Origin of the sequence: Endozoicomonas sp. 8E, from assembly GCF_032883915.1 — a bacterium.
GTDB lineage: Bacteria > Pseudomonadota > Gammaproteobacteria > Pseudomonadales > Endozoicomonadaceae > Endozoicomonas_A.
The window spans coordinates 3,888,710-3,913,027 of the sequence record NZ_CP120717.1 but is presented as its reverse complement, the minus strand read 5'-3'; the positions used below and the strand labels follow the sequence as shown (position 1 = coordinate 3,913,027).

General features: G+C 47.6%; 18 protein-coding genes. 11 read left to right on the top strand and 7 right to left on the bottom strand.

Going from position 1 to position 24,318, the window contains the following annotated elements; translation table 11 throughout:
* The first annotated feature begins 105 nt into the window (after positions 1–105).
* Genes P6910_RS12915 through P6910_RS12905 form a run of 3 tightly spaced genes read left to right on the top strand, consistent with a single transcriptional unit; the run spans position 106 to position 2,690 of the window.
* Positions 106–636 carry a PepSY domain-containing protein gene (locus P6910_RS12915; protein WP_317141700.1) on the top strand — a complete coding sequence of 177 codons (531 nt, stop codon included), beginning with the start codon at positions 106–108 and terminating at the stop codon, positions 634–636.
* A 40-nt stretch (positions 637–676) separates the two neighbouring features.
* Positions 677–1,354 carry a response regulator transcription factor gene (locus P6910_RS12910; protein WP_317141699.1) on the top strand — a complete coding sequence of 226 codons (678 nt, stop codon included), beginning with the start codon at positions 677–679 and terminating at the stop codon, positions 1,352–1,354.
* Positions 1,332–2,690: a HAMP domain-containing sensor histidine kinase gene (locus tag P6910_RS12905; RefSeq protein ID WP_317141698.1), complete on the top strand. Its 1,359-nt coding sequence runs from the start codon at positions 1,332–1,334 to the stop codon at positions 2,688–2,690. Before P6910_RS12910 ends, P6910_RS12905 begins: the two co-directional genes overlap by 23 nt.
* 44 nt (positions 2,691–2,734) lie before the next feature.
* Here P6910_RS12905 and corA read toward each other — a convergent pair whose 3' ends face one another.
* The 7 genes from corA to map all read right to left on the bottom strand — a co-directional run bounded on the left by corA (position 2,735) and on the right by map (position 15,813).
* Complete coding sequence (corA, locus tag P6910_RS12900) at positions 2,735–3,688, bottom strand: magnesium/cobalt transporter CorA (protein ID WP_317141697.1); 954 nt, start codon at positions 3,686–3,688, stop codon at positions 2,735–2,737.
* A 1,361-nt stretch (positions 3,689–5,049) separates the two neighbouring features.
* Positions 5,050–6,054, bottom strand: coding sequence for a hypothetical protein (locus P6910_RS12895; protein ID WP_317141696.1), 1,005 nt, complete (start codon positions 6,052–6,054; stop codon positions 5,050–5,052).
* A gap of 957 nt (positions 6,055–7,011) precedes the next feature.
* Positions 7,012–8,169, bottom strand: a complete 1,158-nt coding sequence (locus P6910_RS12890) for a hypothetical protein (RefSeq protein WP_317141695.1) — start codon at positions 8,167–8,169, stop codon at positions 7,012–7,014.
* A gap of 351 nt (positions 8,170–8,520) precedes the next feature.
* Entirely contained in the window at positions 8,521–9,441 is a 921-nt protein-coding gene (locus tag P6910_RS12885) for a hypothetical protein (protein WP_317141694.1), read from the bottom strand.
* Between the two features lie 1,315 nt (positions 9,442–10,756).
* Positions 10,757–11,992: a hypothetical protein gene (locus P6910_RS12880; protein ID WP_317141693.1), complete on the bottom strand. Its 1,236-nt coding sequence runs from the start codon at positions 11,990–11,992 to the stop codon at positions 10,757–10,759.
* 193 nt (positions 11,993–12,185) lie between these two features.
* Positions 12,186–14,903: a [protein-PII] uridylyltransferase gene (gene glnD / locus P6910_RS12875; RefSeq protein WP_317141692.1), complete on the bottom strand. Its 2,718-nt coding sequence runs from the start codon at positions 14,901–14,903 to the stop codon at positions 12,186–12,188.
* Positions 14,904–15,012: 109 nt separating this feature from the next.
* The gene (gene map, locus P6910_RS12870) at positions 15,013–15,813 is read right to left on the bottom strand and encodes a type I methionyl aminopeptidase (protein WP_317141691.1); all 801 of its coding nucleotides are present in this window, start codon (positions 15,811–15,813) and stop codon (positions 15,013–15,015) included.
* 441 nt (positions 15,814–16,254) lie between these two features.
* Between map and rpsB the strand changes: the two genes are divergently transcribed.
* The 8 genes from rpsB (at position 16,255) to rseP (ending at position 24,276) form a co-directional block, all read left to right on the top strand.
* Positions 16,255–17,040, top strand: coding sequence for a 30S ribosomal protein S2 (gene rpsB / locus P6910_RS12865; protein ID WP_317141690.1), 786 nt, complete (start codon positions 16,255–16,257; stop codon positions 17,038–17,040).
* A 195-nt stretch (positions 17,041–17,235) separates the two neighbouring features.
* Positions 17,236–18,096, top strand: a complete 861-nt coding sequence (gene tsf, locus P6910_RS12860) for a translation elongation factor Ts (protein WP_317141689.1) — start codon at positions 17,236–17,238, stop codon at positions 18,094–18,096.
* Between the two features lie 260 nt (positions 18,097–18,356).
* Complete coding sequence (gene pyrH, locus P6910_RS12855) at positions 18,357–19,097, top strand: UMP kinase (RefSeq protein ID WP_317141688.1); 741 nt, start codon at positions 18,357–18,359, stop codon at positions 19,095–19,097.
* Positions 19,090–19,647 (top strand): ribosome recycling factor, encoded by a 558-nt coding sequence (gene frr, locus P6910_RS12850; protein ID WP_257255304.1) that lies wholly within the window; start codon positions 19,090–19,092, stop codon positions 19,645–19,647. Before pyrH ends, frr begins: the two co-directional genes overlap by 8 nt.
* Positions 19,648–19,987: 340 nt before the next feature.
* Positions 19,988–20,761 carry a polyprenyl diphosphate synthase gene (gene uppS / locus P6910_RS12845; protein ID WP_317141687.1) on the top strand — a complete coding sequence of 258 codons (774 nt, stop codon included), beginning with the start codon at positions 19,988–19,990 and terminating at the stop codon, positions 20,759–20,761.
* The gene (locus P6910_RS12840) at positions 20,755–21,555 is read left to right on the top strand and encodes a phosphatidate cytidylyltransferase (RefSeq protein WP_317141686.1); all 801 of its coding nucleotides are present in this window, start codon (positions 20,755–20,757) and stop codon (positions 21,553–21,555) included. The genes uppS and P6910_RS12840 overlap by 7 nt, the downstream gene beginning before the upstream one ends.
* A 2-nt stretch (positions 21,556–21,557) precedes the next feature.
* A complete protein-coding gene (gene ispC / locus P6910_RS12835; protein WP_317141685.1) occupies positions 21,558–22,745 on the top strand; it encodes a 1-deoxy-D-xylulose-5-phosphate reductoisomerase in 1,188 nt (395 codons plus the stop codon).
* 154 nt (positions 22,746–22,899) lie between these two features.
* Positions 22,900–24,276: a sigma E protease regulator RseP gene (rseP, locus tag P6910_RS12830; protein ID WP_317141684.1), complete on the top strand. Its 1,377-nt coding sequence runs from the start codon at positions 22,900–22,902 to the stop codon at positions 24,274–24,276.
* Positions 24,277–24,318 lie beyond the last annotated feature (42 nt).

Sequence of the window (24,318 nt, the reverse complement as noted above, 5' to 3'; positions counted from 1 at the left end):
GAGATGAGCATAAGATTAACTTTTGTTAATCTTATGCTCATTGGGTCTTCATTGTAGAGTCACTATCCTTTGCGATTATTCACTGATTTCATACAGGTAAGTGTCATGAGGCTTTTAAAAGAGGTCGTTCTGGGCCTTTTTCTGGTATCAACCGCCGCTCTGGCGAGCCAGGATGATGTCCTGCTCCAGCTGGCCATCGAAAATGCCAAAATCAAACCGGAACAGGCTATTGCGAAAATTACTGATCGCTATTCCGGGCATCTCAGCGAATTCGGCATTGATGATGAAGACGGTAGAATGGTTTATGAGTTTGCCATTGTTGACCCTGAAGACAGCGTTGAGTTGGAAGTAATTATGGATGCTGACTCGGGAAAGGTCTGGCTGGACGAAAAAGACAGACTTTCCAGCAAAACGCTGAAACGTAAAAAGTACCAACTATTAATGAACAGTGGCATGACTTTGAAGAAAGCCATTGATGAAGCGAAAAAGATTGTTCCTGGGCAGCTGATGGAAGCAGAGCTTGAACAGGAGAAGGGTATTGTATTTTTTGAAATTGAATTGTTGACGGATAAGGGCGTGCGCAAGGTGATTGTTGATCTTCAGTCTGGCAGGCCGATTCCGGTGACCCAAAAATGATCAGGCTTTTGATTACCTTCTATGGGCGGAACAGAATATTATGAAGTTGCTAGTGGTTGAGGACGACCGGACAACCCGTGAATACATTGCCAAGGGATTCATGGAGCATGGCTGGACCGTGGATGTGGCTGATAATGGTCGGGATGGTCTGTTTCTGGCATCGGGTGAGAGCTATGACATCATTGTTCTGGATCGTATGCTGCCTCAGATGGAAGGGCTCAAGGTGCTGGCGGCACTGAGAGCTTCTGAAAACCAGACACCGGTAATCATTCTCAGTGCCCTCGATGGCGTTGATGAACGCATTAAAGGCTTGAAGCAGGGAGGGGATGATTACCTTTGCAAGCCTTTCTCTTTTGGTGAACTTCTGGTTCGGGCAGAAATTCTGACTCGCAGAGGGCACAGTAAAGAAGCTAAAAATACTCTTGTTATCTCTGATCTCAAAGTGGATCTATTGTCCAGGCGTGTAGTCAAAAACAAGGTTGAGGTGAACCTCCAGCCGAGAGAGTTCCAGCTTCTGCGCTTTCTCCTGGAGCATCAGGATCAGGTGATTTCCAGAACCATGCTGTTTGAGTCCGTGTGGGATTATCACTTTGATCCGGGCAGCAACATTATTGATGTGCATGTTGCTAAATTGAGGAAAAAGCTGGATTCTGTCGGAGGGGCATCCCTGATTCACACTGTGAGAGGGGCAGGTTATGTTCTCCGTGAGCCGGCTTGACCCTCTGGGTCGGTTACGGGCATCCTCACTGCTGCGCTATACCCTGCTGCATACAGCTATTGTCCTGGTACTTTGTGGGTCAGCCCTCTGGTTAGTGAAAGACTACAGCCTGGGTTTCTATCAGAAACGACAGGATCAGTTTGTTCTGGAACAGCTCAACTCCTTGGCATCCCTGGCCAGAAGCCATTCAGAAAGTGAGTTAAGTGCGGCTGTAAGTCAGATGGCTGAAAATAACCGGCAAGTGCTGGTGGTTTTTAAAAGCGCCGAAGGCTATCTGGGTAATTTGAATTATCTGCCTGAAACCGTTCCCCTGTTTCCAGCGATGGGCAGTTTCTGGATACTGGGCGATTCGGTTCTCGGAGACGGTCGCTTCCAGAGAGTGAGGGGGAGTCGTATTAACAGTCGCTGGGGTCCCCTGTTACTGGCCTACAACTCCTCAGACTTTAACCTGTTTGCTTCTCGTTTCACTCTGGCACTTTATACCGCTATGGTATTGGTTTTGCTGGTGGGACTGGTGACCGGGTTTTTATTTTCAAAAAAAATATTGGCCCGTCTACGCGGTATCAATAATGTGACTGCAAAAGTCGGTGAAGGTCAGTTAGCAGCCAGAGTTAAAGTCACTGAAAAGGGCGATGAATTTGATGAGTTGGCAGGCCATATCAATCAAATGCTTGCGCAGATTGAAGACTCAGTAGAAGCCATTGCATCGGTAACCAGCAGTATTGCTCATGATCTCAGAACACCTTTATCCCGACTGAGGATTAAGCTGGATGGATACCTGCGAAATGGCGGTGCGGGTGTTGAGGATATTCTTGAGGCCCAGACTGAGCTTGATACGATCCTGCATACCTTCAATGCCATGCTGGAACTCACGAAACTGGAATATGGGCAGGGGAATCTTGAGTTTGTCCGCTGTGACCTGAAAGAAATAGGCTTCGAGGTGGTTGAACTGGCAGAACCTTTGGCAGAAGCATGTGAGCAGTCTCTGATACTTGAGGTGCAGCAACCTCTGGTTGTTCAGGGAAATCAACAGTTGCTGTTTAGAATCCTGTTTAACCTGGTGGAGAATGCAATTAAGTACTCCCCTGGAAAAGGTGAGGTCAAAATTCGTATTGATCAGGATTCAGTATCAGTGATTGATCAGGGGGCAGGTATTCCGGAATCAGAACAGGATAAGGTATTCCAGAGACTGTACCGGCTTGATCAGAGTCGAACAACACCTGGTCACGGGTTAGGTTTGTCGCTGGTTAAGGTGGTCGCCGAGCTGCACAATGCCAGGATCAGTTTTGAGCGACGAGAGCAATCTTTTGCTGTTAAATTGACGTTTCAGAGATGAGAGTAAAGCCTGATATATGGGCAGGCTTTACTCTGCTCGATCACTTATAGCCAGCCTTTTCGTTTAAAGAAAAAATAAGTGCCAAGAGCGCTTGCTAACATCAGAATCAGGGCCAAAGGGTATCCCCAACTGCTACTGAGTTCAGGCATTACCTTGAAGTTCATACCATAGATGCTGGCAATCAGGGTCGGTGGCAGAAACATCACGGCGGCTACAGAGAATATCTTAATGATATTGTTCTGTTCCAGGTTGATGAAACCCATGGTGGCGTCCATCAGGAAGTTGATTTTATCAAAGAGAAAGCCAGTGTGGGGTGTCAGAGAGTCAATATCACGAAGAATGTCTCGCACCTGGTCCACCTGTCCGTCATCCAGCTTGTGACGGCAGTTTTTCAGTATATATCTGAGGCAGCGCTGGCTGTCCAGCAGATTAAGACGAACTTTGCCGTTTATATCTTCCTGCAGGGTAATATTTTTCAACAGATCGTCAACGTCAGTGTCGTCGTCAGAAAGAGCATGCTGACTGGTGGCTTCGAGATTCTCGTAAACTTCTTCCAGAGTGTCAGCCAGAAACTGAACTTTAGTATCAAACAATGCGATCAAGATATCGATCGGTGTTCGTGCCTTGATGTGTTGCAGTTTCAGGTAATTTCTCATCAGTCGGAACAGGGCGGTAGGCTCATCCTGAAGAGTGACCAGCTGATCGTCACGAAGGTTGAAGGCAACGTTGATGCTGCGAAATTCCTGCCCTGCCTGATGAGGGAATAGGGAACGAATATGAAAACCTGTCTCACTTTCAAAAAATCGTGATGAGGCTTCAATCTCGTACAGTGCATCTTCGTCTTCTATAAATCCCGGGCACTCCTGTTTCAGCCAGTCATCCTCGTTTTCGTCCAGTTCAACAAGGTCCAGCCAGAGCGTATTTTCAGGAAGCGCCACATCGGTCTGTATGCGGGTGATGCAGTACTGCTCAGTATCACGGTGATAGGCGTTGATCATAAAATACAGACCCTGATAGCAAATCTGGTACTTGGCGCCTGTTGGACTTAGACTTTCCGGAAATGGCTGAAATCGTCTAAGTCCATCAGGCTCCATTATGAAGGGTCGCTCTATTGTACAGATCGATGCACCTTAGTCCAGCAGTGATCTGGCTTTGGTGAATGCAAGACACTGGTTCACCAGAGTGTGGTGATATGCCTTATAAGGCTTTTTACCTGTCAGCATATCGAGACAGTTCAGCCCGGGCTCTATAGGCTGGTTGTTTGATCGCCTGTATGTGCAGACCTCCTCATCATAGAGGTGACCCTTATCCGAAAGGGGTTGGGTGATTGCTGATTATGACTTTTGAGCCAATCTTTTAGCTGGTTGGCATCTACGGCATTCGACATTCGGATATCAAACCTCAGTGTCTGGCTGTTGCGCTCCCTGTCAAAACGAAATCCGATCAAATAATAAGCACCTGAGCATTGCAGCATGTTTACTATACGCTGAAAATTATAGGCTCTATGATGGATGGCTATATCGTTTAATCGTAAAGTCCACTTGAAACGGGTTTGGAAACCGGGTAATGCTAAATAAATACGTAGGAAGTAGACTGAGTTCCAGCCCTGCGAAAAGACATCCAAGTCTCAGGCCAAATCCTAAACCATATCCAGCAGCAGAAGTTGCCGCTGTTAAACAAAGCGTAGACAAGATTGCCATCTTTCCATTCCCTGCTTTCACTATTATCATCGTTTAGCAACCCGGAGGATTGATCTTGTAGTTCTTGTACTCTGGATGCTTATTCAGTTTCTGTGTCAGGGACTACAATCAGGTAGACATTTAATCAATGTCCGTGAGGTTTTAAAATTAAGCTCGTAATAATCCGCTATTGAAAGCACGGGAGTCAGAGGGAAAACTACTACAGTGACAAAGTTGCACAATAACTTAATGTTGCGAATTTTCTTCATAATCACAGCTTTTTAATCAAAAGCTTCAGAATAGTTAAGCCACTGTAAAAAGATGATTTTTATTTAGATGATATCTGAACGTAACAACTCTCAATCAGCCATTCCTGCTGAGTAATTAACGATGGAGGAAAAATAAAAAGACGGCTAAAGATATAAAATATTTCTTCGAATTTTTTATCAGGTGAAGAGAATGGAGTAGCACAAAAATAATAAAAACGTTGCTTAGACTTTTTACCAGAAAAAAACGAAGTGATTCAAATTATACTGTAATATTACTTTCTGGTATTTTTCAGTATCACCTATCAGAGGTGCCTTACTCATTTTCTTCCGGCAGGCCAGCTTTATCGATAATGAATTGTTACGATAGGAAAGCTAACCGGCCTGCCGCCTTTTGTAAAGTTAATATGAGCTCTAAAGTACAGTTTCGCGTTCGGCTGTATCCATCAGCTCGTTATCTTTCGGCTCATTATCTGCCTGCGCGCTATTTGCCGGCTCATTATCTGGCTGCTTGTTATCTGCCTGCTCGCTATCTGCTGGCTTGTTATCTGCCTGCTTGCTATCTGCTGGCTTGTTATCTGCCTGCTCGCTATCTGCTGGCTTGTTATCTGCCTGCTCGCTATCTGCTTGCTTGTTATCTACCTGCTCGCTATCTGCTTGCTTGTTATCTGCCTGCTCGCTATCTGCCTGCTTGTTATCTGCCTGCTTGTTATCTGCCTGCTCGCTATCTGCCTGCTTGTTATCTGCCTGCTCGCTATCTGCCTGCTTCTTATCTACCTGCTCGCCATCTACCTGCTCGCCATCTGCCTGTTTGTTATCTGCTTGCTTGTTATCTACCTGCTCGTTATCTGTCGGCTCGCCGGTAGAAGAGACCTCTATCTCAAAAGGATTAGCTAATTGCTGATTTCGAGTTTCGAGCCAGTTAGTTAGCTGGTCGGCATTCACAGCATTCGTCACCCGCAGCCTGAAACTCAATGTATTGCTGGCGTTTTGCTCGTTCAAACTGAATGAGAGCAACTCATAACTTCCAGAGTATTGCAGTATGGGCAACATATGCTGCAAAGTCTCGATTTCCAGATTACTCGAGCTGAACGTGAAGCTTACCTGAAACTCTTTTGGAAAGTTGGTATGACTAAAGAATAGGGCTTCCAGACCTAAAGCGACCAGTCCTGCACCCAGGCATCCGCCTCCCAGCTCTGGAATCCCCACACCGAATCCAGCTCCTGAAACACCCCCTGTCACGAGAAGCGTACCCACAAGCGCATATTTCATATAAGACCATGACGGATTTACTTCCGAGTTACATATATGGTTACCACATAAGCAGCTGAGCTGAGAGCTGGGCTCCACCGCTTCCGGGTCTGATACACAGTTAGGCCGGTAGAAAGGCCGGTTGGAATACATTTCGTCGGCTTCCATAGCCACCAGTCTGGCGAATAGGCGGATAAACGTTATCAGCTGGTTTTCATGAATGTTTATAAACTGCTTACCATCGCCACGGTCTGCTCTTTCCAGCCAGGCGGAAACCGAGGGACTTCTTGTGGGTAGATATTCAACGGATCGTCTCGCCATAGCAGCAGGTTGGGTGGTCAGAGTCTGGACGGGAGCGGTGGATTCAGCTCTATTATCAGAATCAAAGAAAGACACTGAGACTGGTAAGAAAGCCGCATCATTTGCCGGAGAAACCGGCTCGCCCCCAACAGCTCCATGCTCCTGATTAATATCATGAGCAGGCAATGTCAAACTAGGCGAATGACCAGGGTCAGAAGGCATTGGTCCGGTAACGGGTAACCAGCCAACCATGTCAGGTCTCCGGCTTTCACTATTTTCATCGGTTGGCAATTCCGAGTAGTCTCCCTGTAATCCGGGGGCTGCGGATGGTTCATCAGCCTCGGTTTTTGTGTCAGAGTATATGGACAGATAAACTTTGACGAGTGCCCGTGGGGATTTGAAATTAAGCACGAAATTATCTGCGACTGAAATTGTGGGGGGCAGCAGGAACACGAGTGCAGTGAAAAAACTACACAATATCTTGAAGCTCGAAATTTTTTTCATGATTACACCTGTTAATCAGAAATTTTAAAATAGTTAAGCCTATGGAAAAAAGGGGGTTTTATTTAGAACATTTCCGACTATGACAACTATCAGTCAGTCATTCCCTTTGACCATAGTAAATAAAGTATTTTATTAGACTTTTTGACAAAGATATCGAGGCTGTTTAGATCGGTTGTGATGTTACTTTATGGGCGTTTTTCAACACCTCTTGCAGGAGGTGTCTTAGTTGTTTTCTGTCAGTAGGCCGCCCTGTATTGATAAAAGACGGTTGCGATGAGACAACAAACGTCCTGTTTTCCGCCCATAAACGCAAGCTGAATTCTAAAGTCTGAATTCCCGCTCACCCATATAATAGTTGGGTCCGCTGAGGTCGGAGACCTCTATCTGGAAAGGGCTGCCCCATTGATGATTATGACTTTCGAGCCAGGCTTTTAGCTGGCTGGCATCTACTGCGTCCGACACCCTGACATTAAATCTCAGCGTTTGGCTACCGTGTTGATCGTCCGAACTGTACGATACCAATTCGTAACCGCCCGAGTATTTCAGCATAATCGCTATTTGCTGCAAAATACAGATTTCGAAATTGCTCGAGCTAAATGTGAAGCTGACCTGAAACTGATTTGGAAAGTGGGTATGACTATAAAATAAGCCAGAGACAGAGGCGAAGAGTGACCCGGCAGCCAGGGATCCGGCACCAAAACCAGCAGCTCCCATAGCAAATGCAGCAGTGGAACTTGCTGCTGTCAAAAACAACGCAGAGAAAGGCACAAACTTTCCATATTTCCAAAGCCGATTTGCGGCCGAGTCACATACAAAGCTTCCACACCGGGTGAAAGGCTGGTAGGTATTCATTTCTTTAGGTTCCGCAGCAACCAACCTGGCGAACGCGCTGACAAACGCATTCAGCTGGTTTGAAGGAATATGAATCAACGGGGCGTCATCGAGCATCTCTGCTCTTTCCAGCCAGGCGGAAATAGAGGCTCTTCCGGTTTTAAGATTTTGGATGGAATGGGTCGTTATCGCTTCGGGTTGAGTGGTTATGGGTTGCGCTGGAGAAGGGGGTTCACCTTCATCATCAGAATCAAACTCAAACTCAAGCTCGAATAAAGATACTGCAATCGGCAAGCCTCCAACGGCGCCTCGATCCTCGGTCTCATCATTATAAAACGGTGTCAGTCCAGAGGGGTGAACCTTGGAAAATGATGACTTAAAAATTGGCAGCCCTTCAGCCTTTCTGGATTTTCGATTCCCACTGGTATCAACGTCTGGTAACACAAAGGAATGCCCTTGTGGTCGGCATGCTTGCGATACTCTGTCGATCACTCTGTCAGGGCCTATGAATAAAGAGACTTTGATGAGAGTCCTTGAAGTTTTGAAATTAAGCACGTAGTAATCGGCTGCTGAAACCTTGGGAGCCAGCAGAAACACTGCTGCAGTGACAATATTGAACAATACTTTGATGAGCATAAGTTTTTTCATAATCACACCTGTTAATCAGAAGCCTTAAAATAGTTAAGCCACTGGAAAAAGGTGTTTTTTATCTTCAATTCGCGTAAGACCTCCAGCGAACGAGGGTGTCGCAGCAGCGAAAGCGGAGTATCACCGGGATTTACAGCAAGATAGCATCTTGTTGCCAGGAATATCTTAGCGTCAGGACATGGCGTGTAGGCCTTTTGAGCAGGCTCATTGGAATCTGTGACGAAGCAGGAATCACTGCGAAATCGTGAAAAAGTAGCTGCAAAGAGAATCCCCCGCTGATTTCTTTGAATCAGTGGGGGGATGTTTAGATGAGGATTGATCTGCCTGCTGCGGATAATTCCAATCTTGGCTCTAAAGCATGGTTTCGGATTCGCCCATGGAAGAGACTTTTATCTGAAACGGATTAGATAATTGCTGATTCTTACTTTCCAGCCAGTTTTGAAACTGGTTGGCATCCACGTTATCTGGCGCGCGGACATTGAACGTCAGTGTCTGGCTGGTGTTTTGCTCGTCCAAAATGAATGATACCAATTCATAACCTCCCGAGCACTGCAGAATATTCACAATTTGCTGAAAATCATAGACTTCCTGACTGATGAGCAAATGGCTTGAAGTGAAAGTGAAGCTCACCCGAAACTGGTTTGGAAAACGCATATGGCTGAATAAACAGGTACTCAGAGGAGTAGCGATGCTCCCTGCGACCAGAAATCCGTACGCCAATCCAGAGATTCCCGTAGCAAATCCAGTGCCGGTACCTGCTGCTGCGGCGAGAAACGTGGAGAGTACCGCAAACTTTCCACATGACCAGGTCGGATTTGCTTCGGAGCTAAATACATAGGTGCTGAAACGCAGAAAGGGCTTGCAGCTACGCATTTTGTTGACTTTCATAGCAACCAGACTGGCAAATATCCGGACAAATGCTTTAAGTTCATTTGCAGGAAAATGAAACTGTTTGCCGCCGCTTACCTCTCCTCTTTCCAACCAGGCGTAGACGATTGAGCTCCCTGTTTTCAGATAGTGGACTGAATGCACCGACACATCATCAGGTTGATTGGTTAAGGGTTGGGCAGATGAGGTGGAATCAGCTGCGTCGATAGAGTCAATAAAAGACACTGAAACTGGCGAAGAAGCTGGCCAGCGCCGAACTGCTCCGGGCTGCCGATCTAAATCAATACCAGTAGATCTGAAATCAAGGGGCTGACTCTGGGTAGAAACGGGCGGGCCGCCCGCTGCTCCCAGTTCCTCATCTAAAGCATTCCCAACCGTTGTCAACTCAGTTAGCAGTCCCTGTATAATGCCATCTACTGTTTCGGGTTCAAGGTTTTCATCAGTGCCTATCGATGTCAATTCGCGAGGCTGACTCTGGACTGAAGGTGGCGGCTCAGAAATGGGTAACCCGCCGACTGTGTTATGTTCATGGCTTTCACTCACATCACCGGGGGACATCCCGGTGGCGGTGGCTGGCTCTCCTGGTTCTCCATCAGTGTTAGTTTCTGGATCTATAGACAGGTATACTTTGACGAGTGTTTGTGAGGTTCTAAAGTTAAGCACGTAATTATCGGCCACTGAAACCATGGTGGTCAGCAGAAACGTCAATGCAACGACAAAACTGCACATCACCTTAACACTACAAAGTTTTTTCATAATTACTCCTCCAGCTTAATAGCCGGAAACGCATTTCCAAACTGCTCGGTGGATTAGATAACAATGAAAGGGATAGCTGGTCCAAGGCAGAACAAAGACCCGGCAAGCAACTACGCCTTCCCGAAAAAAAAACAGAAAATGCATTCAATTAATGCTTACCCGGAAACACTCTTCCATGATTGTTGATGGTGTTACCTGCAAACTGTAAAGGGGTAATAAAACAATCGCCATAATGTGTCCTTTAAAGACTAAAACATCATTACAACTGATTATCAGACGTTTTTAAAATAGTTAAGCTGCTGGAAAAAGATGCTTTTTATTTAGAATATTTCTGTCTATTAAATATAAAATAAAGGGGTGTCCACAAATTTTACTAACAAGAAAACAAAGAAAAACAAAGAAAAACAAAGAATAAATCGGGAAATTATTTGACCAAATTACTTAAAAATAGAGAAGGAAAAAGTATTCATATATTTGACTAACTGATCTGTTGAACTGCTTTATACGTTCATAGCAGGTGGGGGCTGAGACTCTAGCCCAAAGCAGAATGTTTTATCTGGGCAATGCTTTTTTATCATTGTGCGTCTTATTACGTTATCAGAGCATAATGTTGTGCTTATACTTCAGTGTTCAATTACTAAGTTTTTTCAGTCGCACTTTTTTAGTCGGCGGATTTAAGTTTTGATCTTTTTTATTGTGTTTCTACTGTATGATTTTGATGCTAAGATATTAGAATTTTCAAAAAAACTCCAGATATTCTCTTTTTTTAATGGGTTGGGTTTATTTCAATAAAGAACGTTTGAGTTGAACAGGTTGTTTCTATGTTTCTCATAACGACCTGTTTGTTAATTCAGCGGGGGGGAGTATGTTATTTCTTCTCTTACAGCGTTTTGATACCAGGCTGCTGCAGTCCGAAACAACGGGTATAAAGTTAATCTGAGCTCTAGAGGCTGGTTTCCAGTAGACCAACAGGATGTGTTGATGGCTCGCTAATGGAAGATACCTTTATTTGAAACGGATTTGTTAATTGTTGATTGTGCCTTTCAAGCAAGCCGCGGAGATTGCCAGCATTCACTGAATCAGGCACCTGGACGATAAACCTCAGTGTCTGGATGGAGGTCCGCTCGTTGAAATTAAATGACACCAGATTGAAGCCTCCTGTGCACTGCAGTAAATTTACTATCTGCTGCAAATGATTGATTTCCTCACTCATGAGTAAATTATTCGATCGAAATGTGAAACTCACCTGAAACCGGTTTGGAAATCGGGCGCGGCTTAACAGTAAAATACTGGGAGGAACACAGATCCCGGTACCCAGACATGTGCCTCCTAAGGCAGGGATGCCCAAACTAAATCCAACACTGGTAACTGCCGCTATAGCGATTGACTCAGTGAGGACCGCAATTCTTCCTCGATACCAGCGCGGATTTACGTCCGAGTCACATATATAGCTGCCGAGCCGGGTGAAAGGCTGACAGGAATTCATTTCTTTAGCTTCCGTAGCAACCAGACTGGCAAACAGAACGACAAATTCATCCAGCTGATCTGGAGAGCCTTCAAAAAAAAATGCATCACCGTCAGCCTCCACTCTTTCCAACCAGGAGGAAACGGTTGAACTTTTGGTTGGCATTGGGCGGATATATTCTTTCGATGTAGCAGCGGGTTGAGTTGTTAAGGGTAGGGAAAAAGTGGGTCCAGTCCCGTCATCAGGGTCAATGAAATGCAGTGAAACGGGTGAAGGAAGCCCCCCAAAGTTCTGGCCTTCGTCGTTAATAAGGTATGTCAAATCATAGAACTGACTTTCGGTAGATACCGGCATACCTCCCACTGCACCAGGTTCCTGATTTTCATCGTTACCACCTGATGCAAGATCAGAGAGCTGGGCCTGGGAAGAAGGCGTCGGATCAGAGATTGGCAAGCCACCTACCGTTGTATATTTTTGATCTTCACGATCATCACTGGGTAACAATCCAGAGGGTTGTTCTTGCAATCCTTGTTCTACCGATGCTTGATTCGTTTCTGTATTAAGGGGTACAGAGAGGTGTACTCTGACGAAGGTCTGCGGACTCTTAAAAACAAGTAGGAAATTCTCGGCAACTGAAGCTACCGGGGCCAGCAGGAGCAACAGAGTAATGACAAAACTGAACGATACCTGGATAAGATATAGTTTTTTCATCATCACACCTGTTGATCAAAAGCTTAAAAATAGTTAAGACACTGAAAAAAGATGTTAATTATTTAGAATATTTCCGACTATGCAACACTTTGCAGGTGTCGTTAATGCTTTCTTGACTCCGGTGTTCATTGGCACAGGCACAACGGGACACTGGAGTCATAAGCAGGTTGAAGCCCTGACCGGTCTGACTAAAAACTTATGGTTTCTGAAAGCGGATGACATCCTGTTCAGAGGCCTGTTGCAGAATCTGCTTCAGAGTCAGGCAGATATGCTCAGCAACATCAGGATCACTGATGGGCTGATGGTTTTTATCCGTGATAAAGAAGCTGTCTTCGAGCTTTTCACCAAAGGTAGCAACCTTGGCATTATGGACTTGCAGCTCCAGTTCCACGAAAGTCCTTACGACTCTGGCCAAAAGTCCGGGTCTGTCGGTTGCCTTGATCTCCAGTAGTGTCTTTTTAATGCCGGGCAAGTTGCTGATGGTGATCAGAGGCTCTTTGGCGAAGTGCCTCAGTTGTCTGGGGGTGCGTCTCTGGGCTGCAACGGGCATATGTCCCGGATCGCTGAGGATATCTTGCAGGTAACTCTGAATCTGCAAAATGCGAGACTCATTGTTACCTATGGCTGAACCGTCTTCTTCTAATACGGTATAAGTATCGAGACTGAACTGATCACTGGAGGTAATGATTCTTGCGTCCTGGATACTGATGTGCAGGGAGTCGAGTCCGGCTACCGTTGCAGCAAACAGATTGGGTCGGTCAGGGGCATAAACAAAAATTTGAGAACCACCGTGCTCCCTGTCAGTGTCTGTTTCCCGGGTCAATACCAGGGGCTGCTGCTCTTGGTGAGCGAGAATTCCCTGCGTATGCCAGGCGATTTCATGGGGGTCATGACGGGAAAAGTAGTCGTCATCCAGAGTGTTCCAGAGTGAATGAATCGATTGTATGTCCAGATTGTCATCAGCCAGCAGTTCGAGAGTCTCTTGTTGAATGTCCTGTAGTCTTTCATCACTGTCAGGCATATTCTCTATGCCGTACTCCAGGACCAGGCGGGTCTGGCTATAAAGTTGTTGCAATAAAGAAGAGCGCCAGCCATTCCACAACTCAGGGTTGGTAGCATTAATGTCGGCAACAGTGAGCAGGTAGAGATGGTTCAGGCTGTTCAGATTGCCCACTTTACGAGCGAAATCCTGAATGACTTCCGGGTCCGACAGGTCTTTTTTCTGGGCCGTTGTCGACAGGGTGAGGTGCTCGCGTACCAGCCAGACAATGAGTTTGGTATCTACACGACGCAGGCCGTGTCTACGGCAGAATACTTCGGCATCAACTGCGCCCAGCTGAGAGTGATCTCCTCCACGCCCTTTACCAATGTCGTGATAAAGACCGGCGACATAGAGTAACTCAGGTTTTTTGATGTCATGTATGATTTGAGAGGCAATAGGGTAGCGATGCTTGTTTTCTTCGTAGCGAAAGCTACGCAGGTGCTTGATCAGCAACAGAGTATGGGCGTCGACTGTATAGCTGTGGAACAGGTCAAACTGCATCTGGCCGATTATGCGACCAAATTCTGGCAAGTAGCGGCCAAGGATACCATAGCGAGCCATTCTTCTGAGGCTGATGGTTAATCCATAGGGTGCCTGCAAAAGCTGAAGGAATAATTTTGCGCACCTTGGGTCTTTTCTGAACTGACTGTCAACGGTGTGACGAATATCACGCAGCAACCGGATGGTTTCAGCCCTTGGGCCGAGAATATCGGGGTCGCGGGTCATGAGGACAAACATTTCCAGAATCGCTGGCGGGTGCTCAGCGAATACCCGGTCATGAGTGACTTCAATATACTGATTGCGTATCTGGAATCGATCATTGATAGCCGTTACGGTCTGCGGTTTGTCCGCATTCAGGATCTTGTCATCAAAATTCTGGAGGATCAGGTCTTTGAACTGACCAACAATCAGAACCGTGCGGAAGTAGCTTTGCATGAACTGTTCTACCGCCAGTGAGCCAGGTTGGTCCTGGTAGCCAAACTGTTCAGCCAGTGATCGCTGGTGGTCAAACAGAAGTCTGTCTTCGCCCCGGCCGGTCAGTGTATGCAGCGCCCAACGTATCTTCCACAAGAATGCCCGGCAGCGGATGAGTTGTTCGTATTCGGCTTCTGTCAAAAAATTCAAAGCCATCAGTTTGATCGGATCCTGGGTGCCGAAATGACGTCTTGCTGTCCAACCCAGCATGTGCAGATCACGGATGCCGCCGGGTGATCCTTTTATATTGGGCTCCAGACTGTACGCGGTGTCAGCGTACTTTTTATGTCGGGCTTTCTGTTCGTCAAATTTGGCCTGAAGGTACTGATTGCTGGGCCACATACGGTGGACGCTGATCTTTTCCTGAAGTTGTTTGTTCAGGTTTTCAGGATCGGAGAGGGGGCGTGCTTCCATCAGGTTAGTGATGATGGTCAGATCGTCTCTGGCCTGTTCGGCACATTCTTTTATGGACCGCACGCTGGAGCCTACTGTCAGGCCGATGTCCCACAATGTCGTCAAAAAAGTTTCGATTTCTGTCTGGTGGGTCTGGTACTCGTCATGCTCCAGAAGAATCAGAATGTCGATATCGGAGCCGGGATGAAGTTCGCCCCGACCGTAGCCTCCTACTGCAAGCAGGCTGATGTGTTCAGAATCGTCCCAGGCAGATTGTTCCCACACTGTGATGAGAATTTGATCAATAAGCCAAGTATGACTATAAACCAGCTGATCAATATTGACTTCTTTTCTGAACCATTGGTTGAGGGTATCTCTGCCAGACTGGATCGTGTTTTTATAAAGAGGGATGGGAGGCTGATTACTCAGGGCGGTAACAAACGAGTCTTTATCAAACAGCTGGACTTTAAGCTGATCCGGAATATTTGGGCTTGCGTGATTCATAATAGATTATTCTCCTGGCACTCCGTCGCTAAAAAAACGGCTCGCACTTTTTGTGGGCGAAATTCTACAGATCAGATTCCATAGATAAAACGTGCGAGCCATTCAGGGATCAAAAAGGAAGAGTTTCTTCACTTCTGAGAGTCAGTACCTCGACGCCATTAGCGGTAACAAGAATGGTGTGCTCCCACTGAGCAGAAGGGCGACGATCCTTGGTGACTGCAGTCCAGCCATCCCCCAGGAGTTTAGTGAACTTCTTGCCAGCATTGATCATAGGTTCAATAGTGAATGTCATGCCTTCCTGCAGAACATAATCGTTATGATCGCTATAACCATCGTAATGAAGTACCTGGGGATCTTCATGGAAGACCTTTCCGATACCGTGGCCGCAAAACTCTTCAACCACAGAGTAGTGGTTGGCATGAGCATGCTGGGCGATCACCCGGCCAATATCACTTAACCTTACACCGGGCTTGACGATTTCGATGCCCTTGTAGAGACATTCCTGTGTGACATTTACCAACTTTTCTGCATAGGGCTGGACGTTGCCGACCAGGAACATCTTGCTGGTGTCACCGTGGTAACCGTCTTTGATAACAGTTATGTCGATGTTGAGCATATCGCCGTTCTTGAGGGTTTTCTTGTCATTGGGAATGCCGTGACAGACAACATGGTTCAGAGAGGTGCAAATGGATTTTGGAAAACCGGGGCGACCGGGTGCAGCACCATAGTTCAGGGGGGCAGGAATAGCCTGCTGTTCATTAACGATGTATTCGTGACAGATACGATCAAGCTCGCCAGTAGTAATGCCAGGTTTTACGTGGGGGGTGATCATCTCCAGCACTTCGGCAGCCAACTTGCCGGCGATGCGCATTTTTTCAATATCTTCAGGGGTTTTGATCGTAACGTTCATTTCAAATATTCTTTGTCAGGCGCGGGAAACACCGAGAGTGCTCTAGAGTGAGTGACCTCTGATGACAGGGTAACAAGGTCGTTTTGATCACTCATGACGGTTTACTTCGGTGGCTTCCCAGGGGCTTTACGGATTCATTGCTGAAATTCTAACAGAAAAGAAGTGAGAGTTGGTTATTGTAAACCGGAACCGGCCGCAACTGTTTAATGAATCCTCCTTCAAAGAAATCTGTCGACTTTGAATCATCATTAGATTGTGGTATAAAACTGCGTCCTCGTGTTCAGGGTCACCTGATTTGCGAGGTTATTATTTGATTTTGAAAACAGAACTCACATACACCGACACATGATTCAGGGTGCCCGGGCGCTGTCGGCGAGAGCTGATCGTTGGGTCGAACTCATGGGGTGTGTGGAGGCCTAACCCTGTAACAGGAGAATTCTCATGGCTCAAGTCACCATGCGTGACATGCTCAAGGCGGGCGTGCATTTCGGTCACCAGACTCGTTTCTGGAACCCGAAGATGAACAAATTCATCTTTGGTGCTCGTAACAAGATTCATATCATCAACCTTGAGCACACCATGCCTGCCTTTAATGAAGCGATGAGCTTCATTCGCAAGCTGGCCGAAGGTAAGAACAAGATTCTGTTCGTTGGTACCAAGCGTGCTGCCGGTAAGATCATCCGTGAAGAAGCTGCTCGCTGCGGTATGCCTTTCGTGGCACATCGCTGGTTGGGTGGTATGCTGACCAACTACAAGACCATTCGTCAGTCTGTACGTCGTCTGCGTGATCTGGAAGCTCAGGCTGAAGATGGTACTTTCGAAAAGCTGACCAAAAAAGAAGCCCTGATGCGCCGTCGTGATCTGGAAAAGCTGGATCGCTCTCTGGGTGGTATCAAGGAAATGGGTGGTCTGCCAGACGCACTGTTTGTTATCGATGTTGAGCACGAGCGCATCGCTATCCAGGAAGCCAATAAGCTGGGCATTCCTGTCATTGGTATCGTTGACACCAACTCCAGTCCTGAAGGTGTTGACTACGTTATCCCTGGTAACGATGATGCGATTCGCGCCATTCAGTTATACATTAAAGCTGCTGCTGATGTTGTTCTTGAAGGTCGTGCTGCTGCCAACACCGGCGCTGAAAGCGAGTTTGTAGAAGTTGAAGTAGAAGCTGCAGAAGCAGTTGAAGCCAAGGCTGAAGACGGCCAGGAAGACGCTAAGGAAGCTTAATCTTCTGGTCGTTGCGAAAAGGGGGCGTGGCCCCCTTTTTCAGATTTAAAAGAGCGTTTGTCACTTTGGGGTGGTCATTGACAAGAGCTTCAGTATGCACAAGCCTATTTTGTATGTCATAAGCTTGAAGCGCTAAATAAATAAGCTCAAGGCTGCCCTTAATCCCTTATTGAATATTTGCGAGAGGAACCCACCATGGCAGCAATTACTGCAGCACTGGTTAAGGAACTGCGTGAACGCACTGGCCTGGGCATGATGGAGTGCAAAAAGGCTCTGGTTGCTTCAGAAGGTGATATTGAAAAGGCGATTGAAGAGCTGCGTAAATCTGGTCAGGCAAAAGCCGCCAAGAAAGCAGGTCGTACCGCCGCTGAAGGTATTGTCGCTACCAAGGTTGCTGAAGATGGAAGCTTCGGTGTCATGGTTGAAGTTAACTCCGAGACCGACTTTGTTGCCCGTGATGACAACTTCCTGGGTTACGTTCAGACAGTGGTAAACGCTGCTTTTGACCGTAAGGAAACTGACGTAGCCAAATTGATGGAAGGTGAGCTGGAAGAAGCTCGTCTGGCATTGGTGCAGAAGATCGGTGAAAACATTGGTGTTCGTCGTATTGAAATCGTTGAAGGTGGCGTGATTGACGCATACGTTCACGGTAATAAGCGTATTGCTGTTCTGGTTGGCCTGGACGGTGGCAGCTCCGAGCTGGCTCGTGATGTAGCTATGCACGTTGCTGCTGTTAATCCTCAGGTGGTTAACAAAGACGACATGCCAGCTGACCTGGTTGAAAAAGAGAAGGAAATCTTCAAAGCTCAGGCAGAGCAGTCTGGCAAACCAGCTGAAATCATCGAGAAGATGATTGTTGGTCGTATCAACAAGTTCCTGGCTGAAAACAGTCTGACTGAACAACCTTTTGTTAAAGACCCTGATGTCAAGGTGGGTGCCCTGGCCAAGAAAGCTGGTGCTACCATCACTGGCTTCGTTCGTTTCGAAGTTGGTGAGGGTATCGAGAAAGAAGAAGTGGACTTCGCTGCTGAAGTTCGCGCTCAGGCTGGACTCTGATCCTGATACTGGTTATTACTGGTTAATGGATGGTGCCTGACCTGTGAGCTGAACAGGCTTGATTGAGCCTGTTCAGCGGGTCTGCAGGTTTACCCGTGTTCTGGTGACTGAGCAATGATGCACTGCTGCAAGGTTGTATGTGACCGGCCGCTTTTGAGTTGCTAACAGTGCAAAAAGCTCATTTGGCAGGAAGTGGGGTGAGTCGGCAGGCTATCGGGGACAGGCGCTCCTTCGCCTAACTCTGAATTGGAAAGCTGAATATGCCGGCAAATGATCGACAACCGAAATACAAGCGCATTCTGCTTAAGCTCAGTGGCGAGGCCCTTCAGGGAGCGGGGGACTTTGGCATTGATCCCAGTGTTCTTGACAGAATGGCTCTGGAAATTGGCCAGCTGGTGGGTATCGGCGTTCAGGTCGGTATCGTTATCGGTGGTGGAAACCTCTTTCGTGGTGCAGCGTTGAGTGCTGCTGGCCTTGACCGTGTGACTGGTGACCATATGGGTATGCTTGCCACGGTCATGAACGCTCTGGCCATGCGTGATGCTCTTGAGCGTTCAAACATCAATACCCGGGTCATGTCTTCCATTCCGATGGATGGTGTTGTAGAGCACTATGACCATCGTCGTGCAATGCGCTACCTCAATGGTGGTGATGTGGTGATTTTTTCAGCGGGTACCGGCAATCCTTTCTTTACAACAGACTCTGCAGCCTGCCTTCGCGGTATTGAGGTTGAGTCCGATGTTGTGCTGAAAGCAACCAAGGTTGACGGTATATATGACAAGGATCCGGTTAAACATTCTGATGCAGTAAAATTTGAATCCCTGACCTATGATGATGTGCTCGAGCGCAAACTCGGCGTAATGGATTTGACTGCGATCTGTCTGGTCCGTGATCAGCAGATGCCCGTTCGGGTTTTCAATATGAATAAATCCGGTGCTCTGCTCAATGCAGTGGTAGGTGGCGAAGAAGGAACACTGGTGAGTGGGGTGGAAAATGATTGAAGAAATTAAGCAAGATGCGCAGGAGCGCATGAGCAAGAGTGTTGACTCTCTGGATGGTGCATTTGCCAAAATTCGTACTGGCCGTGCTCACCCAAGTCTGCTCGATAGCGTCAGGGTCTCCTATTATGGCTCCGAGACGCCATTGAGCCAGGTGTCTAACATTTCTACTGAAGATGCCAGGACTCTGGCTGTCCGTGTCTGGGAAAAGCAAATGGTTCCTGATGTAGAAAAAGCGATCCTGAAATCTGATCTGGGTCTGAATCCTTCCACTGCCGGTGAGGTGATTCGTATCCCTCTGCCTCCGCTGACTGAAGAAACCCGGAAGGGCTACACCCGTCAGGCACGCCAGGAAGCTGAAAACGCTAAAATTGCTATTCGCAATATTCGTCGTGATGCGCTGGCCGATATCAAGGAGCTGGAAAAGGAAAAAGAAATCAGTGAAGACGATGAACGTCGTGCACAGGACGATATCCAGAAGGTAACTGACAAATACATTGCGGCAGTTGATGCGGCGTTGGCCAGCAAAGAAAAGGACCTGATGGAAGTTTGAACGCTTCATCTTCCAATTGATTAGTTATAGACAGCCATGAGCGAAGAAAATCAATCTGTGTCAGTCTGGATATAGCAGTCTCGCTTTAATCGTAAATGTGGTTATTGTGATGTTGCTGTCAGCGCTGTGTCAGGGGGCATAGTTGCGTTTCTTTTACATGGCTGTTTGATTGCTCCGCTAAATGTCTCATTTGGTTAGGGATGATGTCTCTCAGGTGGATTTGTGTATCTGTTCTGAGTTGTTAGGAGTGGCACTTTGCTGGCGTTTTCAATTTATAGTGAACGCTTCCAAAGTGCTGCAAATAAATTGTATTTTCAGATCAACAAAATAGTGAATGGCCATGAAATCGCAAGAGGAAATCGGCAGCCTGGAGGAAATACCGGTTCAGAAGTTGCCCCGCCATGTGGCCATCATTCTTGATGGAAATAACCGCTGGGCAAAACGGCGACTGCTTCCGAGTCTTGCCGGCCATCGAGCGGGTCTGAAAGCAGTCAGAGAAGCGATTGAAGTCTGCGGTGAAGCAGGTATTGAAGTTCTGACCCTTTTTGCTTTCAGCAGTGAAAACTGGAACCGGCCGAAGAGTGAAGTGGATGGCTTGATGGAGTTGTTTCTGAGAACGCTGCGCAAGGAAACCGCCAAGCTCAAGAAAAATAATATCAGACTGAAGATTATAGGCGACGTTAGTCGCTTTAGTCCCGACATTCAGGAACATATTGCTGAAGCAGAAGCTTTGACTGCCGACGAAGCGAAGGTGACTCTGGTGATTGCTGCCAATTACGGCGGAATGTGGGATATTGCCCAGTCTGCCCGCAAAGTGGCTAACATGGTAGAGCAAGGGGAGATAACCGCTGACCAGGTTGATGAATCGTTGATTGGTCAGCATTTGAGTACAGTAGGTATACCCGAGCCTGATCTACTCATCAGAACCAGTGGTGAACAGCGTATCAGTAACTTTCTTTTATGGCAGTGTGCCTACAGCGAATTTTATTTTACCAAAACCTTGTGGCCGGATTTCGATCGCAGGGAGTTTGAGCGTGCGCTCCTGGCTTATGTCAATCGCCAGAGACGATTTGGCAAGACCAGTGAGCAGGTGGAGGCTGAGGCTACGTGTTAAAACAGAGAATTCTCACTGCCGTGGTTCTGGCAGTACTGGCCCTGAGCAGTGTCATTTTTCTTCCTCCCGCCGCTTTTTCAGTTCTGATTGCTCTGGTTATCATGCTGGGAGCCTGGGAATGGGCTAATTTGTCCGGCTTTAAAGATATTTTTGCCCGGGTGGGTTATGTGTTGCTGACCGGTGGGGTCTGCTGGTTTGTTAACGATATGTCAGCTCATGCACTGCTGACAGTATCTGTTATCTGGTGGCTGCTGGCATTTGCCCTGGTGAAGAGTTACCCGGCTTCTGCCCGTTTCTGTCACAGTCGATTGCTCAGGCTGGTGATGGGTGTGTTGACGTTGGTTCCAGCCTGGTTTGCACTTTCAAAACTCAAACTCCATGATCAGCATGGCTGGACCATTATTCTGGTGTTTTTGCTTGTCTGGGCAGCCGATATAGGTGCCTACTTTGCCGGTAAGAATCTTGGGCGTCACAAGCTGGCAGAGCGGGTGAGCCCCAAGAAAACGGTTGAAGGTTTGGTCGGTGGGCTGCTGATGTCGTTACTGGTGGCGGCCTGTGTGGGCTTGTATTTTGACCTTTCTATAGCTCGTGGGCTGGGTCTTTTGGTGCTTTCAGTTGTTGTTGTTCTGGTTTCCGTATTGGGTGATCTTTTTGAAAGCATGCTCAAACGTGAGCGCGGTATAAAGGACAGCAGTAATTTACTGCCAGGTCATGGTGGGGTGCTGGATCGAATAGACAGCCTGACAGCGGCTGTGCCGGTCTTTACTCTGGCTTTGATTGTCGGAGGGGGTTGAGCATGCAACAGATTTGTGTCCTGGGTTCAACCGGGTCTATCGGAAAAAGCACCTTGGATGTCATTGCTCGAAACAATGATCGCTACAGAGTCAGGTCGCTGGTCGCATGTCGAAGTCATGACGCGATGTTGGAGCAGGTGAGGGCGTTTAAGCCGGACTTTGCTGTCATGTCAGATCCTGCTGTTGCCGATCAGTTGCGAGCGTCGGTAAAAGCTGAAGGGATTAAGACAGAGGTTCTCGGTGGTAGTCGGTCAGTCGCTCTGGCAGCGGCTGATTCAGACATCGATATCGTCATGGCTGCTATTGTCGGAGCCGCAGGCCTGCTGCCCACTCTGGCTGCTGTCAAGGCAGGTAAGAAAGTCTTGCTGGCAAACAAAGAGGCGCTGGTAATGACCGGGTCGCTCTTTATGGATTCGGTAAAAGAGTCTGGTGCCGAGCTGTTGCCTATCGATAGTGAGCACAATGCTATCTTTCAGTGTCTTCCCCATGGCTATCGTGAAGGTCTTCAAAGGGTTGGGGTTCGCAGAATTCTATTGACCGCTTCGGGTGGGCCTTTCAGGGATGCACCGGTAGACACTCTGCCTGCTGTTACGCCAGCCCAGGCGTGTGCTCATCCGAACTGGAACATGGGGCGAAAGATTTCAGTAGACTCGGCCACCATGATGAACAAGGGGTTGGAGTTTATTGAAGCTTGCTGGCTCTTTGGTGCCCGTCCCTCCCAGGTCGAGGTGTTGATTCATCCGCAAAGTATTATTCATTCTCTGGTGGATTATGAGGATGGCTCAGTTCTGGCACAAATGGGAAATCCGGATATGCGCACACCGATTGCTCATGCAATGGCCTGGCCTGAACGCGTCCAGTCCGGTGTTGAGCCACTTTCTTTGGCGGATATTGGCAGGCTGGACTTTCAGAAACCCTGTATGCAGCGTTTCAGGTGTTTGCAGCTGGCTCAGGATGCTGCAACTACCGGCGGGACAGCAGCCGCTGTGTTGAATGCCGCCAATGAGACGGCTGTGGAAGCTTTTTTGGGTGATCATCTGCGTTTTGATCGTATCCCGGAAGTCATTGATGCTACGCTTCAGGCGCTTCAGGTTTTCAGCGCAGATGATATTGAACAGGTGCTGGATGCTGACCGAAAGGCCAGGTTGCAGGCCAGAACCCAGATTGAACAATGGCACAAGACAGCTTGATGCTGTCATGGCTTAAATACATATATTTACTGTCTTTCTGGCGATATTCTATTTACAGTCGTACATTGAATCATAAAACTCTGTCAACCACTGCTGTCTGGGAGTTCAAGGTCAAAGCAGGCAGGCAGGCGTACCGGAGGTTGGGTAGCGCGAAATGATATTTGGAACTTTGCAGACGTTTTTGGCTTTTGTCATAACGTTAGGAATTCTTGTCAGTATCCATGAGTTTGGCCACTTCTGGGTGGCCCGTCGTTGTGGTGTCAAGGTTCTTCGCTTTTCGGTAGGTTTTGGTAAGCCGCTCTGGAAGCGAACCGATCGCCAGGGTACTGAATACGTAATTGCAGCGATCCCCCTTGGCGGTTATGTCAAGATGCTGGATGAGCGGGAGGGGCCTGTATCTGAATCAGAAAGAGCCTTCGCTTTTAACAATAAGCCTGTCCTGTCTCGGATAGCGATTGTGGCTGCGGGTCCGATCGCTAATTTCCTGCTGGCAATAGCGGCACTCTGGTTAATGTATGTTTTGGGTGTAAAGACTGTGCTGCCGCAGGTTGAAAAAGTATTGCCTGATTCTCCTGCAGCGATAGCTGGCATTCAGCCCGGTGATGAGATTTTAAGAATCGACTCAACAGATACACCCGGATGGCAACAGGTTAATATGGAGCTTTTGTCGTTTATTGGCGACAATCGCTCTGTTGAAGTCGTCGTCAGGCCCGGAATTCTTGGTCAAAAGCCTGAAGGCAGTGAAGTTATCAGGCAGGTGCCCCTGAGTAACTGGCTGGTGGGCCAAGAGGATCTTAATCCCGTCAAGGCGCTGGGGATTCTACCTTACTCACCACAAATACCTGCCGTTATCGGTCAGGTTGTTGCGGGCGGTGCTGCCGAGCAAGCGGGCCTTCAGCCCGGAGATAAAATCCTTAAAACCAATGGTGAACCTGTACAGGATTGGTTGGCATGGGTTAACCTGATTCGTAGTCACTCTGGTAAAACACTGCAGTTAGATATTGAGCGTAACGGCAGTCTCCAGAGCCTTACCATCGTGCCTGGTGAGAAAGAGGTGGATGGTCAACGTGTGGGTTATATCGGTGCCGGTGTGCAGTCGGTCTCCTGGCCTGACGATATGGTCAGGACCTTGCAGTTTAACCTGCTCTCTGCAGTGCCTAAAGCCATTCAGGCAACATCAGCTTTGACAGGAATGACTCTTGAGTCGCTGTGGAAGATGGTTGTCGGGCTGGTTTCGGTAAAAAACTTGAGCGGCCCTATCACCATTGCTAAAGTGGCTGGCGCATCCCTGCAATCAGGACTGGAGAATTTTCTCTATTTCTTGTCCATGTTGAGTGTCAGTCTCGGGGTTTTGAATTTACTGCCTATTCCTGTACTGGATGGAGGACACCTGTTGTTTTATCTGGTGGAGTGGGTCAGAGGGAAGCCCCTGTCTGAAAAAACTCAGATGGTTGGGTTGAAAATTGGGGTGACTCTGGTGGTCAGTGTAATGATGCTGGCTCTTTATAATGACATAAGTCGGCTTTTCTGATGCAACTACCCAGAGTGAAAAATGAACACGGACTAAGAACGG

Bases quoted from the DNA above. Each gene is read 5' to 3' on its own strand.
- P6910_RS12880 (WP_317141693.1), bottom strand. From the start codon at position 11,992: ATGATGAAAAAACTATATCTTATCCAGGTATCGTTCAGTTTTGTCATT.
- corA (WP_317141697.1), bottom strand. From the start codon at position 3,688: ATGATCAACGCCTATCACCGTGATACTGAGCAGTACTGCATCACCCGC.
- ispC (WP_317141685.1), top strand. From the start codon at position 21,558: ATGCAACAGATTTGTGTCCTGGGTTCAACCGGGTCTATCGGAAAAAGC.
- uppS (WP_317141687.1), top strand. From the start codon at position 19,988: ATGAAATCGCAAGAGGAAATCGGCAGCCTGGAGGAAATACCGGTTCAG.
- pyrH (WP_317141688.1), top strand. From the start codon at position 18,357: ATGCCGGCAAATGATCGACAACCGAAATACAAGCGCATTCTGCTTAAG.
- P6910_RS12905 (WP_317141698.1), top strand. From the start codon at position 1,332: ATGTTCTCCGTGAGCCGGCTTGACCCTCTGGGTCGGTTACGGGCATCC.
- glnD (WP_317141692.1), bottom strand. From the start codon at position 14,903: ATGAATCACGCAAGCCCAAATATTCCGGATCAGCTTAAAGTCCAGCTG.
- P6910_RS12890 (WP_317141695.1), bottom strand. From the start codon at position 8,169: ATGAAAAAACTTATGCTCATCAAAGTATTGTTCAATATTGTCACTGCA.
- frr (WP_257255304.1), top strand. From the start codon at position 19,090: ATGATTGAAGAAATTAAGCAAGATGCGCAGGAGCGCATGAGCAAGAGT.
- tsf (WP_317141689.1), top strand. From the start codon at position 17,236: ATGGCAGCAATTACTGCAGCACTGGTTAAGGAACTGCGTGAACGCACT.
- rseP (WP_317141684.1), top strand. From the start codon at position 22,900: ATGATATTTGGAACTTTGCAGACGTTTTTGGCTTTTGTCATAACGTTA.
- P6910_RS12910 (WP_317141699.1), top strand. From the start codon at position 677: ATGAAGTTGCTAGTGGTTGAGGACGACCGGACAACCCGTGAATACATT.
- rpsB (WP_317141690.1), top strand. From the start codon at position 16,255: ATGGCTCAAGTCACCATGCGTGACATGCTCAAGGCGGGCGTGCATTTC.
- P6910_RS12895 (WP_317141696.1), bottom strand. From the start codon at position 6,054: ATGGAAGCCGACGAAATGTATTCCAACCGGCCTTTCTACCGGCCTAAC.
- P6910_RS12915 (WP_317141700.1), top strand. From the start codon at position 106: ATGAGGCTTTTAAAAGAGGTCGTTCTGGGCCTTTTTCTGGTATCAACC.
- map (WP_317141691.1), bottom strand. From the start codon at position 15,813: ATGAACGTTACGATCAAAACCCCTGAAGATATTGAAAAAATGCGCATC.